Annotated in this window: 18 protein-coding genes; 8 read left to right on the top strand and 10 right to left on the bottom strand. The window is 62.0% G+C overall.

Going from position 1 to position 15,660, the window contains the following annotated elements:
• Positions 1-29: 29 nt before the first annotated feature.
• Genes rsmD through ACLK1G_RS08575 form a run of 3 tightly spaced genes read right to left on the bottom strand, consistent with a single transcriptional unit; the run spans position 30 to position 3,479 of the window.
• Positions 30-641, bottom strand: coding sequence for a 16S rRNA (guanine(966)-N(2))-methyltransferase RsmD (gene rsmD, locus ACLK1G_RS08585; RefSeq protein WP_420765047.1), 612 nt, complete (start codon positions 639-641; stop codon positions 30-32).
• Positions 641-2,131 carry a M16 family metallopeptidase gene (locus ACLK1G_RS08580; protein WP_420765046.1) on the bottom strand — a complete coding sequence of 497 codons (1,491 nt, stop codon included), beginning with the start codon at positions 2,129-2,131 and terminating at the stop codon, positions 641-643. Before ACLK1G_RS08580 ends, rsmD begins: the two co-directional genes overlap by 1 nt.
• Positions 2,124-3,479, bottom strand: a complete 1,356-nt coding sequence (locus tag ACLK1G_RS08575; RefSeq protein WP_420765045.1) for a M16 family metallopeptidase — start codon at positions 3,477-3,479, stop codon at positions 2,124-2,126. Before ACLK1G_RS08575 ends, ACLK1G_RS08580 begins: the two co-directional genes overlap by 8 nt.
• Positions 3,480-3,823: 344 nt before the next feature.
• Between ACLK1G_RS08575 and ftsY the strand changes: the two genes are divergently transcribed.
• From ftsY to rpoH, 4 genes are all read left to right on the top strand, one after another.
• Positions 3,824-5,251, top strand: coding sequence for a signal recognition particle-docking protein FtsY (ftsY, locus tag ACLK1G_RS08570; RefSeq protein WP_420765044.1), 1,428 nt, complete (start codon positions 3,824-3,826; stop codon positions 5,249-5,251).
• Entirely contained in the window at positions 5,248-5,919 is a 672-nt protein-coding gene (ftsE, locus tag ACLK1G_RS08565; RefSeq protein WP_024778908.1) for a cell division ATP-binding protein FtsE, read from the top strand. Before ftsY ends, ftsE begins: the two co-directional genes overlap by 4 nt.
• Positions 5,916-6,938 (top strand): permease-like cell division protein FtsX, encoded by a 1,023-nt coding sequence (ftsX, locus tag ACLK1G_RS08560; RefSeq protein WP_420765043.1) that lies wholly within the window; start codon positions 5,916-5,918, stop codon positions 6,936-6,938. Before ftsE ends, ftsX begins: the two co-directional genes overlap by 4 nt.
• 113 nt (positions 6,939-7,051) lie before the next feature.
• Positions 7,052-7,906, top strand: a complete 855-nt coding sequence (gene rpoH, locus ACLK1G_RS08555; RefSeq protein ID WP_003177476.1) for an RNA polymerase sigma factor RpoH — start codon at positions 7,052-7,054, stop codon at positions 7,904-7,906.
• Positions 7,907-8,099: 193 nt separating this feature from the next.
• Here rpoH and mtgA read toward each other — a convergent pair whose 3' ends face one another.
• On the bottom strand, positions 8,100-8,822 hold the full coding sequence (mtgA, locus tag ACLK1G_RS08550; RefSeq protein ID WP_420765042.1) for a monofunctional biosynthetic peptidoglycan transglycosylase: 723 nt from the start codon (positions 8,820-8,822) through the stop codon (positions 8,100-8,102).
• Positions 8,823-8,896: 74 nt separating this feature from the next.
• On the opposite strand from mtgA, the gene ACLK1G_RS08545 reads away from it, so the two are divergent.
• The 4 genes from ACLK1G_RS08545 to trmB all read left to right on the top strand — a co-directional run bounded on the left by ACLK1G_RS08545 (position 8,897) and on the right by trmB (position 11,153).
• Complete coding sequence (locus ACLK1G_RS08545) at positions 8,897-9,277, top strand: DUF423 domain-containing protein (RefSeq protein ID WP_420765041.1); 381 nt, start codon at positions 8,897-8,899, stop codon at positions 9,275-9,277.
• Between the two features lie 91 nt (positions 9,278-9,368).
• Complete coding sequence (gene thiS / locus ACLK1G_RS08540) at positions 9,369-9,569, top strand: sulfur carrier protein ThiS (RefSeq protein ID WP_420765040.1); 201 nt, start codon at positions 9,369-9,371, stop codon at positions 9,567-9,569.
• Positions 9,570-9,623: 54 nt separating this feature from the next.
• Entirely contained in the window at positions 9,624-10,418 is a 795-nt protein-coding gene (locus ACLK1G_RS08535) for a thiazole synthase (protein ID WP_003177480.1), read from the top strand.
• A gap of 9 nt (positions 10,419-10,427) precedes the next feature.
• A complete protein-coding gene (trmB, locus tag ACLK1G_RS08530) occupies positions 10,428-11,153 on the top strand; it encodes a tRNA (guanosine(46)-N7)-methyltransferase TrmB (protein WP_420765039.1) in 726 nt (241 codons plus the stop codon).
• Positions 11,154-11,295: 142 nt separating this feature from the next.
• On the opposite strand, the gene ACLK1G_RS08525 is transcribed toward trmB, so the two are convergent.
• The 6 genes from ACLK1G_RS08525 to metX form a co-directional block, all read right to left on the bottom strand.
• A complete protein-coding gene (locus ACLK1G_RS08525; protein WP_014340681.1) occupies positions 11,296-11,619 on the bottom strand; it encodes a DUF3392 domain-containing protein in 324 nt (107 codons plus the stop codon).
• Between the two features lie 18 nt (positions 11,620-11,637).
• Positions 11,638-12,771, bottom strand: coding sequence for a radical SAM family heme chaperone HemW (hemW, locus tag ACLK1G_RS08520; protein ID WP_420765172.1), 1,134 nt, complete (start codon positions 12,769-12,771; stop codon positions 11,638-11,640).
• 62 nt (positions 12,772-12,833) lie between these two features.
• Positions 12,834-13,430, bottom strand: coding sequence for an RdgB/HAM1 family non-canonical purine NTP pyrophosphatase (gene rdgB / locus ACLK1G_RS08515; protein ID WP_420765038.1), 597 nt, complete (start codon positions 13,428-13,430; stop codon positions 12,834-12,836).
• Positions 13,427-13,861 (bottom strand): DUF4426 domain-containing protein, encoded by a 435-nt coding sequence (locus ACLK1G_RS08510; RefSeq protein WP_420765037.1) that lies wholly within the window; start codon positions 13,859-13,861, stop codon positions 13,427-13,429. Before ACLK1G_RS08510 ends, rdgB begins: the two co-directional genes overlap by 4 nt.
• 25 nt (positions 13,862-13,886) lie before the next feature.
• Positions 13,887-14,507, bottom strand: a complete 621-nt coding sequence (gene metW / locus ACLK1G_RS08505) for a methionine biosynthesis protein MetW (protein ID WP_420765036.1) — start codon at positions 14,505-14,507, stop codon at positions 13,887-13,889.
• Between the two features lie 7 nt (positions 14,508-14,514).
• Entirely contained in the window at positions 14,515-15,654 is a 1,140-nt protein-coding gene (gene metX, locus ACLK1G_RS08500; RefSeq protein ID WP_420765035.1) for a homoserine O-succinyltransferase MetX, read from the bottom strand.
• Positions 15,655-15,660: the final 6 nt, after the last annotated feature.

Here is a 15,660-nt window from a genome sequence, read left to right as displayed (position 1 = left end):
TGACTATTTCTCGATGCACGGCCAGCCGTTCAGCCAATGTCCTTTGGTAAACGCTGCCACAACGCGTAATGCACCTGTCCGGATTTCTGCTCGCGATGCAAGCGCCAATTGCTCGGCAAGCCCAGGGTGGACGGAGCGGTCTCGCTTTCAGTGTAGACCCAGGCATCCTCGGCCAGCCACTGACGTTCCTCGAGCAAGGCGCATACCGTCGGCAGCAGATTCTGGTTGAATGGCGGGTCGAGGAAGACGAGGTCGAATGGAGTTGCCGGCTGGCTGTCAAGGTAACGCAGCGCATCGGCTGTCTGCACCTGGCCGACGGTGCAGCGTAGGGTGCCGAGGTGTTCCTTCAGGCTGGACACGGCCAGGCTGCTGGCGTCCAGCGCCTGGCCCATGGCCGCACCACGGGACAACGCCTCGAGAAACAGTGCGCCGCTGCCGGCAAACGGGTCGAGCACCTTGGCGCCCGCCACGTAAGGCGCTAGCCAGTTGAACAGGGTTTCACGAACCCGGTCCGGTGTCGGTCGCAACCCTGGAGCATCCGGGAAACTCAGCCGCCGGCTGCGCCATTCGCCGCCAATGATGCGCAACTGGTTCACGCCGTTGTGCACGGGTTTCTTGCTGGAATTGGATGGGCGGGCCATTAGTGCTCCGGAACCCCGAGCGGCTGCTCGGCAGGTTTGTCAGTGGGGGCCGGCAATGGCTTTTGCGGCACGGTCGGGCCAGCGGTGACGATGACCATCTTGTCGGTGCTCAGGTGTTTATTCAACGCAGCCTTGACCTGCTCGACCGTCAGCGCCTGGGACTGGCGCATGAAATCTTCCAGGTAGCTCAGCGGCAAATCATAGAAGCCCATCGCGCCGAGCTGGCCAACGATGTCGGCATTGCTGGCGGTGGACAGCGGGAAGCTCCCGGCCAACTCGCGCTTGGCGTCATCGAGTTCTTTCTGGGTCGGGCCATTGTTGAGGTAATCGGCAAACACGTCCTGCACCAGCTTGAGCGTGCCCTCGCTCATTTCCGCGCGGGTTTGCAGATTGATCATGAACGGACCGCGAGCCTGCATTGCCGTGAAGCCGGAGTACACGCCATAGGTCAGGCCGCGTTTTTCCCGGACCTCGGTCATCAGTCGTGTACCGAAACCCCCGCCGCCCAGGATCTGGTTGCCCAGGGACACGGCGGCATAATCCGGATCGTCCCGGTCAATGCCCAACTGCGCGAGCATAAGGTTGGTCTGCTTGGACGGGAACTCGATATGGTTGACGCTCGCTTTCGGCTCCACCGGTGGCGGGGTCTTGGCCAGCGCAGGGCCCTTGGGCAGCGCGGCTGATACTTGGTTGGCGATGGCTTCGGCGTCAGCGCGGGACAGGTCCCCCACCAGGGCGATCACGGCGTTGCCGGCGGCATAGGCCTTGGCATGGAAGGCCCGGGTTTGGGCCAGGGTAATCGGTGGAATGCTCTGTTCGGTGCCGTCGCTGGAGTGGGCGTACGGATGATCGCCATACAGGCGCTTCATCAACTCCAAGCCCGCCAGTTTGCCGGGGTTCTGCTTCTGATACTCGAAACCGGCGAGCATCTGGTTCTTGATTCGGGCGAACGAGTCGGCGGGGAAGGTCGGTTTGCCGACGACTTCGGCAAACAGCTTCAGCGCCGGCTCACGCTTGTCCGTCGCGCTGAGGCTGCGCAGGGAGGCCACGGCCATGTCCCGATAGGCGCCGTTGCCGAAGTCCGCGCCGAGGCTTTCGAAGCCTTGGGCGATGGCGCTGACATCCTTGCCGGCCACGCCTTCGTTGAGCATGGCATTGGTCAGCAGGGCCAGGCCGGGGGCGTCGCCGTCCTGGCTGCTGCCGGCGGCAAAGGTCAGGCGCAAGTCGAACATTGGCAATTCCCGGGCCTCGACGAACAGGACCTTGGCGCCGTCAGCGGTTTTCCAGGTCTGCACATCGAGCTGGCGGCGGCTCGGTGCCTTGTCATCCAGTTCGGCCAGCGATTGCAACTTGTTGCCTGACTTGGCCTTGTCCAATGCCTGGCTGGCATCGGTGTTCTTCGATGGCGACAGGTAGACGGCCAGGGAACCGGCCAGGGCAACCAACACCAGGCCCATCAGCACCAGGCGTGATGATTGGCGCTTACTCATGGGCTTTCTCCTCGGGCAGGACGTGCGCAACGCTCAAGCGCGAGCGGGTGAAATACAGCTGGGCTGCCTTCTGGATATCCTGCGGGGTCACGCTTTGCAGTTCGGCAAGCTCGGTGTCCATCAGCTTCCAGGACAGGCCGACGGTTTCCAATTGCCCGATGGCGGTGGCCTGGCTGGTGATCGAGTCGCGCTCATACACCAACCCGGCGATGACCTGGGCGCGGACGCGCTCCAGTTCGTCGACGGTCGGGGCCGTGGTTTTCAGTTGTTCGAGCAAGCGCCACAAACCTGCTTCGGCCTGGGCGAGGGTTTTGTTTTTCTGTGTGTTAGGCGTTGCCGACAAAGTGAACAACGAGTCGCCACGGGTGAATGCGTCATAATTCGACGAGCCCCCCGACACCAGTTCCTCGCCACGCTCCAGCTGGGTCGGAATCCGGCCGCTGTAGCCGCCGTCCAGCAAGGCCGAGATCAAGCGAAGCGCGTTGACCGAACCCTTATCCGTCGCGGTGGCGATGCTGGGCACGTTGAAGGCCAGCATGACGCTGGGCAGTTGGGTCTGTACATGCAGGGTGAGCTTGCGCTCGCCCGGTTCGGCCAGCTCCAGTGGGATCTTGGCGGCGGGCACCGCGCGCCGCGCTATCGGACCGAAATAGCGCTGGGCCAGGTTCTTGACCTCATCCGGCGTCACGTCACCCACCACCACCAGGGTTGCGTTGTTCGGGGCGTACCAGGATTCGTACCAGTGACGTAGCTCGCCGACGGTCATCCGGTCCAGATCGGCCATCCAGCCGATGGTCGGCGTGTGATAGCCGCTGGCTGGATAGGCCATGGCCTTGAAGCGCTCGAAGGCCTTCGACATCGGCTTGTCGTCGGTGCGCATGCGGCGCTCCTCCTTGATCACCTCGATCTCGCGGCTGAACTCTTCCGGCGGCAGGCGCAGGCTGGCCATGCGATCGGCCTCCAGTTCGAAGGCCACACCCAGGCGATCCCGGGCCAGCACTTGGTAGTAGGCAGTGAAGTCATCGCTGGTGAAGGCGTTTTCTTCGGCGCCCAGGTCGCGCAGGATCAACGATGCTTCGCCGGGGCCGATTTTATCGCTGCCTTTGAACATCATGTGTTCCAAGGCATGGGACAAACCGGTCTGGCCCGGCGTTTCGTAGCTGGAACCGACCTTGTACCAGACCTGGGAAACCACGACCGGGGCGCGATGGTCTTCACGCACCACGACCTTGAGGCCGTTGTCGAGGGTGAATTCGTGGGTAGGTTGTGGATCGGCAGCAAAGACTGAAAAGGGCAGACAAACCGTGCTGAGCAGCAGGCCTGCGGCGCGGCGGGCAAGAGCATTCATTCGTGTTTAAACCTGTCGGGCTGCCTGCCGGGTCTTAGCCTCAGCAGGCGAGGAGGTGCTAGGATAACGGTCCGTTTTACTGGCGGCCACGCCTATCGGGTCTTTTATCGGCCCAAGGCTGTCTGGGTTCCGTGCACAAACGTTGGGTTTGTTCCTGTATCCCCGCGTTTTCGCCGACGATGCCGTACCAGTCCTTCGAAAAAATCGACCATGAGGTGTCCTGGCGACATTTCGACAATCTGTTGCGCGTGAACAAGCTCGATGAAACGCAGTCTGTTCAGCATCGAATATTTATCACCGAGGCGCCCTCCAGGCGCGTCGCTACCGTGAGATAGCCGTCCTCCATGTTTGGTTCCAACGACGACAAGAAGACCCCAGCTGCGGCTGGCGAGAAAAAAAGCCTGTTCGGATGGCTGCGCAAGAAGCCGCAGGAAACCGTGGGCGAACAGCCGCAACCGCAGCCTGAGCCCGCCGAAGAGACGGTGGTCGAAGAGGCTGCGCCCATTGTCCTGCCGATCGCCGAGCCGGTGCTGCAACCGGCCGAGGCCGAAGCCGAGCCAGTGGCTGAACCGGTGGATGAGCCGGTGGTCGAGCAACCCCTGACCCCGCCTCCCGGGCAAGCCCCTTGGCTCACCTTGCCCGTGGCGGAAGAACCGGTCGCGCTGGTAGAGGACGCCCAGGCGCCCCACGTCACGCCGCCAATCCCAGCCCCGATGCAACCGGAGGAGGCGCCGGCTGCCGTGCTCGCGCCTTCGACCCCGGAGCTCGCCCCCGAGCCGGAACCTGTCGTGGTAGAGGCTTCGGCCCCGGTCGAACCGCCGCGGCCCGTTGAAGAGAGCAAGGTCGGTTTTTTTGCCCGCCTCAAGCAGGGCCTGTCCAAGACCAGCGCCAGTATTGGCGAGGGCATGGCCAGCCTGTTCCTGGGCAAGAAAGTCATCGATGACGAGCTGCTGGAAGACATCGAGACCCGCCTGCTCACCGCCGATGTAGGCGTCGAGGCCACCTCGGTGATCATCCAGAGCCTGACCCAGAAAGTCGCGCGTAAACAATTGACCGATGCCGATGCGCTGTACAAGTCCCTCCAGGGCGAACTGACCAACCTGCTCAAGCCCGTGGAGCAGCCGCTGGTGATTGCCTCGCAGAACAAGCCTTTCGTGATCCTGGTCGTTGGCGTCAACGGTGCCGGCAAGACCACCACCATCGGCAAGCTGGCGAAGAAGCTGCAGCTCGAAGGCAAGAAGGTCATGCTTGCCGCCGGCGACACCTTCCGCGCCGCCGCCGTCGAGCAACTGCAAGTGTGGGGCGAGCGCAACAAGATCCCGGTCATCGCCCAGCACACCGGCGCCGACTCCGCTTCGGTGATCTTCGACGCCGTGCAGGCCGCCAAGGCCCGTGGCATCGATGTGCTGATCGCCGACACGGCCGGTCGCCTGCACACCAAAGACAACCTGATGGAAGAGTTGAAGAAGGTCCGCCGGGTGATCGGCAAGCTCGACGCCGATGCGCCCCACGAAGTGTTGCTGGTGCTGGATGCCGGGACCGGCCAGAACGCCATCAACCAGGCCAAGCAGTTCAACCAGACCGTCGAACTGACCGGGCTGGCCCTGACCAAGCTCGACGGTACCGCCAAGGGCGGGGTGATCTTCGCCCTGGCCAAGCAGTTTGGCCTGCCAATTCGCTACATCGGCGTGGGTGAAGGCATCGATGACCTGCGCACCTTCGAAGCCGAGCCCTTTGTCCAGGCGCTGTTTGCCGAGCGGGAGCATTCATGATTCGTTTCGAACAGGTCGGTAAACGCTATCCGAACGGTCACGTCGGCTTGCACGAGCTGAGCTTTCGGGTCCGTCGGGGCGAGTTTCTGTTTGTGACCGGCCACTCCGGTGCCGGTAAAAGTACCTTGCTGCGCCTGCTGCTGGCGATGGAGCGGCCCACCACCGGCAAGCTGCTGCTGGCCGGCCAGGATTTGAGCACCATCAGCAACGCCCAGATCCCTTATCTGCGGCGCCAGATCGGCGTGGTATTCCAGAATCACCAACTGCTGTTCGATCGCACGGTATTCAATAACGTGGCGCTGCCTTTGCAGATCCTTGGGCTGTCCAAGGCCGAAATCAACAAACGCGTTGATTCGGCCCTGGAGCGCGTGGCTCTGTCGGACAAGACCGATCTGTACCCGGGCGACCTGTCCACCGGCCAGCAACAGCGCGTCGGCATTGCCCGCGCCATCGTCCATCGCCCGGCCTTGCTGTTGGCGGACGAACCCACCGGTAACCTCGACCCGCGACTGGCGGCGGAGATCATGGGCGTATTCGAAGACATCAACCGCTTGGGCACCAGCGTGCTGATCGCCAGCCACGACCTGGCACTGATCGCGCGCATGCGTCACCGCATGCTGACCTTGCAACGCGGTCGACTGATCGGCGACGGGGAGGCAGGCGTATGAGTGCTACTCGCAGCCCGAAAGTGGCCGAACGCGTGGCCCCGAAGGGCACCGATCCGCAGCCGCAGAAGAAAAAGCGCGACGATGACGATGGCCCGGATTTCACCACGCTGTTGCACGCCTGGATCGAAAGCCATCGCGCCAGCCTGCTGGACAGCCTTCGGCGCCTGGGCAAGCAACCGATCGGCAGCTTCTTTACCTGCATGGTGATGGCGGTGGCCTTGAGCCTGCCCATGGGCCTGTCATTGCTGCTGAGTAATGTGGAGCGCCTGGGCGGTTCCTGGCAGCGCGCGGCGCAGATCTCCCTTTATTTGCAACTGGATGCGACGCCAGGCGAAGGCGAGGCGCTGCGTGAGCAGATCAAGACCATGCCGGGCGTGGCCGATGCCGAATACGTGGGTCGCGAGCAGGCGCTGGAAGAGTTCCAGCAGCAGTCGGGCCTGGGCGAAGCCCTCAAGGAGCTGCCGGAGAACCCGCTGCCAGGCGTTGTGTTGGTCACCCCAAATGAGGTCGACAAGCCGACCCTTGAAGCATTAAGACAAAGACTTTCCGAGCTGCCGAAGGTACAACAGGCGCAACTTGATCTAGTCTGGGTCGAGCGTCTTGCGGCGATCCTCAAGCTCGGCGACAGGTTTGTCTTCGGCCTGACGGTGCTCTTGGTTTCCGCATTACTTTTGGTGATAGGCAATACCATTCGTCTTCATATTGAAAACCGCCGCACCGAGATAGAAGTGATTAAACTCGTCGGCGGTACGGACAGTTATGTACGCAGGCCTTTCCTTTATATGGGAGCGTTGTATGGCTTCGGCGCAGGCATCCTGTCCTGGGGCGTATTGGCGTTCGGCCTGGACTGGCTGAACGATGCGGTAGTGGGACTGGCCGGTTTGTATGGCAGTGACTTCGCGCTGGCCGGAGTGCCAGTCGCTGACGGTCTGTCGCTCTTGCTTGGCGCGGTGCTGTTGGGTTATATCGGTGCATGGATTGCGGTAGCACGCCACCTACGTGAGCTTGCGCCAAAATAGTTGTTTTTTGCGCGTATTGACCTTTCGGTTTTTGTGGGAACTTGTCCTACGGTTCCCGGTCAATTTTCGCAGTGCTGAACTGCACGAGTTATGTGAGTCGGAGGTTTTTTCGTATGACCACTTCTTTGCAACCTGCTTATGCTCTGGTCCCAGGTGCGAACCTGGAGGCCTATGTGCACACGGTCAACAGCATCCCGCTGCTGACCCCCGAGCAGGAGCGTGAACTGGCCGAGAGTCTCTACTATGAGCAGGATCTTGAGGCGGCTCGGCAGATGGTGCTCGCCCACCTGCGTTTTGTCGTACATATCGCCCGCAGCTATTCCGGCTACGGGCTGGCCCAGGCCGACCTGATCCAGGAAGGCAACGTTGGCCTGATGAAGGCGGTCAAGCGTTTCAACCCGGAAATGGGTGTGCGCCTGGTGTCGTTTGCAGTGCACTGGATCAAGGCGGAAATCCACGAGTTCATCCTGCGCAACTGGCGCATCGTGAAGGTCGCGACCACCAAGGCCCAGCGCAAGCTTTTTTTCAACCTGCGCAGCCAGAAGAAGCGCCTGGCCTGGTTGAACAACGAGGAAGTCCATCGCGTGGCCGAGAGCCTCGGTGTGGAACCTCGTGAAGTGCGCGAAATGGAAAGTCGCCTGACCGGCCATGACATGGCTTTTGACCCGGCCGCCGAAGCGGACGACGACAGCGCTTTCCAATCGCCGGCCAACTACCTGGAAGACCACCGGTACGACCCGGCGCGTCAACTGGAGGACGCCGACTGGAGTGACAACTCCAACACCAACCTGCACGAAGCGCTGGAAGTGCTGGACGAGCGCAGCCGCGACATTCTCTACCAGCGCTGGCTGGCCGAGGAGAAAGCCACGCTGCACGACCTGGCGCAAAAGTACAACGTGTCGGCCGAGCGAATTCGCCAGCTTGAGAAGAGCGCGATGAACAAGCTCAAGGTGTCGATTGCGGCTTGACCTGCGACAGCTATCACAAAAACGCCCCGATCATTACTGATCGGGGCGTTTTTGTTTGTGCGATGCAAGCGTCAACTCAGCCTTTGTGGGAGCGAGCTTGCTCGCGATGGCGGTGGGTCAGGCGACATCTCTGCTGAATGCTCGATTGTCATCGCGAGCAGGCTCGCTCCCACAAGAATCCGTGGTATCGCGGCTATTGAGCCCAGGGCGCCGGCCGAGACTCATCTAACCGCAACAGATAACCATCACCTCCCAACTGGCTCATCTGCTGGCGAATCCAACTCGCACGCCTGAGCACATAAGGGCTCGGCCGGCTGGCGCTCCAGGCCCTCGGGTTGGGCAGGACTGCGGCCAACAGGCTGGCCTGTTGTCGGGACAAGGCGTTTGCACCGACACGAAAATGATGCCGCGCCGCCGCTTCGGCCCCAAACACCCCGTCGTCCCACTCGACGCTATTGAGGTACACCTCGAGGATCCGCTGCTTGGGCCAGAACACTTCGATCAGCGCGGTGAACCAGGCCTCCAGCCCCTTGCGCAGCCAACTGCGGCCCGACCACAGGAACAGGTTCTTGGAAACCTGCTGGCTAAGGGTGCTGGCGCCACGAATCGAACCGCCGCGCCCGTTGTGGGCGAACGCGGCCTGGATTGCGCCGATGTCAAAGCCCCAATGCTCGGGAAATTTCTGGTCTTCCCCGGCAATGACCGCAACCTTGAGATGATTGGAAATCTTGTCCCAGGGTTGCCAGTCACGCTGCAGGTCGATCGGTTCGCCTCCGAACCAGGATTGCACCTTGCGCTCGATCATCAGCGCGGTGAACGGCGGTGGCACCACGCGAAACAGCAGCACCAGCACAACGCTGCAGGCGGCGAACCAGAACAGGGCTTTAATGAATCGTCGAAACAATGAACGCAGCATAGAGATGGCTTGGCCGAACCCGTCGAGCGGGCCATTATACAGACCCTGTCCATCGAGTCTGACCGGAGTTCCCCATGTTGCGTAGCTTTCTGATGCTGGCGGCTTTTTTCGGCTTCACGGGCGTGGCGCTGGGGGCGTTTGCCGCCCATGGCCTGAAAAACCGCCTGAGCGCCGATTATCTGGCGATTTTCCACACTGGGGTGACCTACCAACTGGTGCATACCCTGGCGCTGTTCGGCGTTGCGCTGTTGGCCACGCACATCCCGGGTCGTATCGTCACTTGGGCCGGAATTTCATTCGTGATCGGCATCCTGCTGTTCTCCGGCAGCCTGTATCTGCTGACCCTTACCGGTGTCACCAAGCTGGGCATGATCACGCCCCTGGGCGGCGTGGCTTTCCTGATCGGTTGGTTGTGCCTGGGCATCGCGGCCTGGCGCCTGCAACTTGCCGCTTGAAGCTTGTCGCTCGTAGCTGACCAAGGGGCTTGGGTCACCCAGACTGATCGGGCTAGAATGCCAGCCCCTAAAAATGATGGCGGCATCCGGCATGCGCATTCAGTTGAACGGCGAACCCCTTGATCTGCCCGACGGTGAAACCGTCGCGGCCCTGCTGACCCGTCTGGAACTCACCGGACGCCGCGTCGCGGTGGAACTCAATCTGGATATCGTCCCGCGCAGCCAGCACGCCGAAACCAAATTGAACGACGGTGATAGCGTCGAAGTGGTCCACGCCATCGGTGGCGGTTAGTCGCCTCGGTTTCGCAGCCTTTCGCAAGAACCTCACCCCAACAGAGGATTTCCCATGAGCATCGTTCGTAGCGACAAGCCCTTCGTCCTGGCCGGTCGTACCTACCAGTCGCGCTTGCTGGTAGGTACCGGCAAATACCGCGACATGGAAGAAACCCGCCTGGCCATCGAGGCCTCGGGCGCCGAAATCGTGACCGTCGCCGTGCGCCGCACCAACATCGGCCAGAACCCGGGCGAACCGAACCTGCTGGATATCCTGCCGCCGGATCGCTACACGATCCTGCCGAACACCGCCGGTTGCTTCGACGCCATCGAGGCCGTGCGCACCTGTCGCCTGGCCCGTGAACTGCTCGACGGTCACAACCTGGTGAAGCTGGAAGTGCTGGCGGACCAGAAAACCCTGTTCCCCAACGTAATCGAAACCCTCAAGGCCGCCGAGACCCTGGTCAAGGAAGGTTTTGACGTGATGGTCTACACCAGCGATGACCCGATCATCGCCCGTCAGTTGGCGGAAATCGGCTGCATCGCGGTCATGCCGTTGGCCGGCCTGATCGGCACCGGCCTGGGGATCTGCAACCCATACAACCTGCAGATCATCCTGGAAGAAGCCAAGATCCCGGTGCTGGTGGATGCCGGTGTCGGTACCGCTTCCGACGCCACCATCGCCATGGAGCTGGGTTGCGAAGCGGTGCTGATGAACTCGGCCATCGCCCATGCCCAGCAGCCGATCCTGATGGCCGAAGCCATGAAGCACGCCATCGTTGCCGGCCGCTTGGCCTACCTGGCCGGCCGCATGCCGAAAAAACTCTACGCCAGCGCGTCCTCGCCGCTGGATGGTCTGATCAAGTAAGAGCCATTGATGACTGAATCGAACGACACGCCTGTCCTGCCGGAAGAAGGCGAAGAGCGCCAGCACCGCCGCATCAAGAGTTTCGTGATGCGCGCCGGGCGCATGACCGAAGGCCAGCAACGCGGCCTGGAACAGGGCGCCCCGCTGTATGTCCTGCCCCTGGCCGATGCACCGGTCGACTTCGACCAGGTCTTCGGACGCTCGGCGCCGCGCTCGCTGGAAATCGGTTTCGGCATGGGCCACTCGCTTCTGGAGATGGCCGCCGCCGCGCCGGAACAGGATTTCATCGGCGTGGAGGTCCATCGTCCGGGTGTCGGTGCGCTGCTCAACGGTGTGCTGACCCAAGGGCTGACCAACCTGCGGGTCTACGATTGCGACGCTATCGAAGTGCTTAATCGTTGCGTGGCCGATAACAGCCTCGATCGGCTGATGCTGTTCTTCCCGGATCCGTGGCACAAAAGCCGACACCACAAGCGCCGGATCGTCCAGGCGTCGTTCGCTGAGCTGGTGCGTAGCAAGTTGAAGGTCGGCGGTGTGTTGCACATGGCCACCGACTGGGAGCCCTACGCCGAATACATGCTGGAAGTGATGAACGTCGCGCCGGGTTATCGCAACCTGGCCGAGGACGGCAAGTGCGTACCGCGCCCGGCTGAACGGCCGATCACCAAGTTCGAACGCCGTGGCGAACGGCTCGGGCATGGGGTTTGGGACTTGAAGTTCGAGAAGGTCGCTTAAGCACCCGAAGACTCTTTGAAAAGCGCCCCCTGTGGAAGCGAGCTTGCTCGCGATGGCGGCCTGACAATCGACAAAAATGTTGAATGTCATGGCCTCATCGCGAGCAAGCTCGCTCCCACAATTGTTTTTGGTTGTGGCTGGCTCAGCGGCGGTCAGCCACCACACCAATCAACACCAACACCACCAATAACACCGGCGCCAGGCTGTAGTTGTTGAACTGGCTCAAGCCCCGGACGATCCACGGCGTGGCGTAGATCAGCGCGGCGCCGCTGCCGATCATGCACAGCAGGGCGATCAGCGGGACGCGCAAGGCGCCGGCGATGCTGCCCAGGCGCTGTTCGACCCAGCCCTTGATATCCGCACCAAACAACACCAGCAGGCAGCCTACCAACGCCAGGGAGATTTCCGACAGGTTGCTGCGGCTCCAGCGGGATACGGTGGCGAGCAGGTCGAGTACCAGATCCATTCGATTTCCTTGTGTTGATCAGCTCAGAAATTTCTGCAGCAAGTCGTTGAGAAACAGCTGTCCGCGCTCGGTCGCCGCCAGACGTGACGGTTCGACCTGCAACAACCCACTTTGTTCGGCCTCGCGCCGGCCGTCGGCCAGGCTTTCCAAAGACAGGCCGGTGCGCTGTGGATAAAGCTGCGCCGCTACACCTTCGGTAAGACGCAGCGCGTTCATCAGGAACTCGAAAGGCAGTTCTTCGTTGGCCAGGCTCTTTTCGCCGGCCAGGAAACGTTTGGCCGGGTTGAGATAATCCTTGGGCAGGCGAGTCTTCCAGGTGCGCACGATGCGCCCGTCCGGATGGCTGAGCTTGCCGTGGGCCCCGGCGCCGATGCCGATGAAGTCACCGAAGCTCCAATAATTGAGGTTGTGCCGCGCCGCGCGCCCTGGCTGGGCATAGGCGGAGACCTCATATTGGGCGTAGCCATGCTCGGCGAGCAGCGCCTGCCCGGCTTCCTGGATGTCCCACAGCGTGTCGTCTTCCGGCAAGATTGGCGGCTGGTTCCAGAACACCGTGTTCGGCTCCAGCGTCAGTTGATACCAGGACAAATGGGTGGGCTTCAGGGCAATGGCCTGGCGCAGATCGCTCAAGGCATCTTCGAGGGATTGATCCGGCAGGCCATGCATCAAGTCGAGATTGAAATTATCGAACCCGGCCTGGCGGGCCATGCCAGCGGCACGCACCGCCTCGTCGCCGTTATGGATTCGGCCAAGCGCTTGGAGCTTGGCCTGTTGGAAGCTCTGGATGCCAATGGACAGACGATTGATGCCCAGCGCCCGGTAGGCGACGAATTTCTCTTGCTCAAAGGTGCCTGGGTTGGCTTCCAGGGTGATTTCAATATCGGGCGCAAAAGGGATGCGCGCCTCGACGCCCCGCAGCAGACGCCCCAGGGCTTGGGCGCTGAACAGGCTCGGCGTGCCGCCGCCAAAGAAGATGGAGGACAACGGCCGGCCGTGAACCCCATGCAAATCCTGGTCGAGATCGGCCAGCAAGGCGTCGACGTATTCCTCCTCCGGCAACTGCGGGCTGGCGGTGTGGGAGTTGAAGTCGCAATACGGGCATTTGCGCACGCACCAGGGGATATGGATGTACAACGCCAAGGGCGGCAGCATGGGCAGCGGCGCCCGAGGTGTCTGTGCGCCGCCGTGGATCAGCGGTGCGGGGGAGTCGGTGGTCATTGCAGGCCCAGGCGTTGGCGCAGCAGGGCCATGGCGCGGGCGCGGTGGCTCAGTTGGTTCTTTTCAACGGGGCCCAGCTCGGCGCTGGAACAATTGCGCTCAGGCACCCAGAACAACGGGTCGTAGCCAAAGCCGTGTTCGCCGCTGGCCTTGGCGAGGATGCGCCCGTGCCACAGGCCTTCGCAGAGGATCGGCAGTGGATCGTCGGCATGGCGCACAAGCGCCAGCACACAAACGAATTGCGCGCCGCGCTCGGCTTCGGGCACGTCCTTGAGGGCTTCGAGCAGCTTGGCGTTGTTCGCTGCGTCACCTTTGCCATCGGCGTAACGGGCCGAATAGATGCCCGGCGCGCCGCCGAGGAAGTCCACCGCCAGACCGGAATCGTCGGCCAGCGCCGGCAGGCCGGAAATGCGCGCCGCATTGCGGGCCTTGAGGATGGCGTTCTCGACGAACGACAAACCGGTTTCCTCCGGCTCGACCTGGCTGAATTCACCGATCGAGCGCAGCTGCACCGATCCGCCGAGCATCGCCTGGAGTTCCTTGAGTTTGCCGGCGTTGTGGCTGGCCAGTACGAGTTGGGTAAGGTTGTTCATTGGCCCGGAAACAGTTCCTGGTTGAAGTTGATGGTGTTGATTTTGTCGCCGGTTTGCACCTTGATCTCGAAGGTGCGGGTTTCCTGCTGTTCCACTGGATATTGGGCGATGTAGTAGATCGCGCCTGCTTCGGTGACCTGGCGGAAGGTGAGCGGGACTGTCTTGCTGGTCAGGTCCTTGACCGTACCGCTGACCTGGGCCATCAACGGCTTGCCTTCCTTGATCACCGAGACGTTGATGACGCCCTGGTGCTTGCTGCGAATCAGCTCGGCGCCCTTGGCGATGTCGGGGGTCAGGAAGGTGGAGTTGAACGTGTTGTAGTGAACGGTGACGTCACCGTTCACTTCCTTGCGCTCGGCCTTGATGACATCGGCGGCCATGGCGCCGATGCTCAGGCAGGAGGTGATTAACAGCAACGCTAGACGCTTCATGTCGTGCTCCTGAAAAGGCGGGTGCTCACACCGCGACCTGATGGTCGGCAAGGCCCGGGCTGCTGACCCGGTAAATGCCAATCTCACCTAACAGATTAGGCCATAGCTTGCTGGCCCACCCGTGGCGGTGCTGCTGGTCCACCGCCAGCCGGTCGATGACCTTGGCCTTGCGCTCGCGGCACAGTTCTTCGAAATCCTCGAACGTACAGAAATGGATGTTCGGGGTGTTGTACCAGGTATAGGGCAGGAATTCCGACACCGGCATCCGTCCCTTGCTCGCCAGGTACCAGCGGCAGCGCCAGTGACCGAAGTTGGGGAAGGTAATGATGCACTGTCGCCCGACGCGCAGCATTTCGTCGAGAATCTTGTCTGGGTAATGCACGGCTTGCAGGGCCTGGGTCATGACCACGATGTCGAAGCTGTTGCTGGCGAAGTTGCCCAGCCCTTTGTCCAGGTCTTGTTCGATGACGTTGATGCCCTTGGCCACGCATTCGGCGATGTTGTCCGGGTCGTTTTCCAGCCCGTAGCCCGTCACTTGCTTGTTGTCGCGCAGCCAGGTCAGCAATTCGCCGTTGCCGCAGCCCAGGTCGAGCACGCGGCTGCCGGCGGGGATCCATTCCTGGATGATGTCCAGATCGGCTCTCATGGCGTCCTCACAGCGTAATACGGTTCATGTAGTTGCCGAACGCCTGCAGGTAGCGCGGGATCGGAATCAAAAAGGCGTCGTGGCCCTGGGGGGCGTCGATTTCCAGGTAGCAGACGTCCTTGCGCGCGGCCATCAGCGCGTCCACCAGCTCCCGGGAACGGGCCGGGGAGAAGCGCCAGTCGGTGGTGAACGACATCACGCAGAACTTGGCGGTGGCATTGGCGAAGGTTTTCGCCAGGTCATCGTCGAAGTTCGCCGCCGGATCGAAGTAGTCCAGCGCCTTGGTCATCAGCAGGTAGGTGTTGGCGTCGAAGCGCCCGGAGAATTCCTCGCCCTGATAACGCAGGTAGCTCTCGACCTGGAATTCCACGCTGTGGAAGTCGTAGTTGAGCTTTTCGCTCTTGAGGCCCCGGCCGAATTTTTCACCCATGGAATCGTCGGACAGGTAGGTGATGTGCCCGACCATCCGCGCCAGCATCAACCCGCGCTTGGGAATCACGCCATGTTCCTGGAACGAACCTCCGTGAAACTCGGGGTCGGTGAGGATCGCCTGGCGTGCCACTTCGTTGAAGGCAATGTTCTGCGCCGACAGCTTGGGCGCCGAGGCGATTGCCAGGCAATGGCGCACGCGATCCGGGTAGGTGATGGTCCATTGCAGGGCCTGCATGCCGCCGAGGCTGCCACCGATCACCGCCGCCCATTGACCGATGCCGAGGCGGTCGGCCAGGCGGGCCTGGCTGTGGACCCAGTCTTCCACGGTCAGTACCGGGAAATCGGCGCCGAAGGGCTTGCCGGTGTCGGGGTTGAGGCTGCTGGGGCCGGTGGAGCCGTTGCAACCGCCGAGGTTGTTCAGGCTGACCACGAAGAACCGGTTGGTGTCGATGGGCTTGCCGGGGCCGATGCAACTGTCCCACCAGCCGGGCTTGCGGTCATCGACGCTGTGGTAGCCGGCGGCGTGGTGATGCCCCGACAAGGCGTGGCAAATCAGCACGGCATTGCTCGCCGTGGCGTTGAGGGTGCCGTAGGTTTCGTAGATCAGGTCATAGGCTGGCAACGAACGGCCGCAGGCCAGGGCCAGGGGCTCGCTGAAATGCGCCGTTTGCGGCGTCACCAGACCAACGGAATCGGGGGGAAAGGCAGCTGGCATCGACCC

This window comes from Pseudomonas algeriensis, assembly GCF_048847255.1.
Classification (GTDB): Bacteria; Pseudomonadota; Gammaproteobacteria; order Pseudomonadales; family Pseudomonadaceae; genus Aquipseudomonas.
The sequence above is the reverse complement of the archived record's forward strand: the minus strand, read 5'-3'. Positions and strand labels throughout refer to the sequence as shown.

Coding starts and splice junctions, on each gene's coding strand:
- rsmD (WP_420765047.1), bottom strand. CDS start 641: ATGGCCCGCCCATCCAATTCCAGCAAGAAACCCGTGCACAACGGCGTG.
- ACLK1G_RS08580 (WP_420765046.1), bottom strand. CDS start 2,131: ATGAGTAAGCGCCAATCATCACGCCTGGTGCTGATGGGCCTGGTGTTG.
- ACLK1G_RS08575 (WP_420765045.1), bottom strand. CDS start 3,479: ATGAATGCTCTTGCCCGCCGCGCCGCAGGCCTGCTGCTCAGCACGGTT.
- ftsY (WP_420765044.1), top strand. CDS start 3,824: ATGTTTGGTTCCAACGACGACAAGAAGACCCCAGCTGCGGCTGGCGAG.
- ftsE (WP_024778908.1), top strand. CDS start 5,248: ATGATTCGTTTCGAACAGGTCGGTAAACGCTATCCGAACGGTCACGTC.
- ftsX (WP_420765043.1), top strand. CDS start 5,916: ATGAGTGCTACTCGCAGCCCGAAAGTGGCCGAACGCGTGGCCCCGAAG.
- rpoH (WP_003177476.1), top strand. CDS start 7,052: ATGACCACTTCTTTGCAACCTGCTTATGCTCTGGTCCCAGGTGCGAAC.
- mtgA (WP_420765042.1), bottom strand. CDS start 8,822: ATGCTGCGTTCATTGTTTCGACGATTCATTAAAGCCCTGTTCTGGTTC.
- ACLK1G_RS08545 (WP_420765041.1), top strand. CDS start 8,897: ATGTTGCGTAGCTTTCTGATGCTGGCGGCTTTTTTCGGCTTCACGGGC.
- thiS (WP_420765040.1), top strand. CDS start 9,369: ATGCGCATTCAGTTGAACGGCGAACCCCTTGATCTGCCCGACGGTGAA.
- ACLK1G_RS08535 (WP_003177480.1), top strand. CDS start 9,624: ATGAGCATCGTTCGTAGCGACAAGCCCTTCGTCCTGGCCGGTCGTACC.
- trmB (WP_420765039.1), top strand. CDS start 10,428: ATGACTGAATCGAACGACACGCCTGTCCTGCCGGAAGAAGGCGAAGAG.
- ACLK1G_RS08525 (WP_014340681.1), bottom strand. CDS start 11,619: ATGGATCTGGTACTCGACCTGCTCGCCACCGTATCCCGCTGGAGCCGC.
- hemW (WP_420765172.1), bottom strand. CDS start 12,771: ATGCTGCCGCCCTTGGCGTTGTACATCCATATCCCCTGGTGCGTGCGC.
- rdgB (WP_420765038.1), bottom strand. CDS start 13,430: ATGAACAACCTTACCCAACTCGTACTGGCCAGCCACAACGCCGGCAAA.
- ACLK1G_RS08510 (WP_420765037.1), bottom strand. CDS start 13,861: ATGAAGCGTCTAGCGTTGCTGTTAATCACCTCCTGCCTGAGCATCGGC.
- metW (WP_420765036.1), bottom strand. CDS start 14,507: ATGAGAGCCGATCTGGACATCATCCAGGAATGGATCCCCGCCGGCAGC.
- metX (WP_420765035.1), bottom strand. CDS start 15,654: ATGCCAGCTGCCTTTCCCCCCGATTCCGTTGGTCTGGTGACGCCGCAA.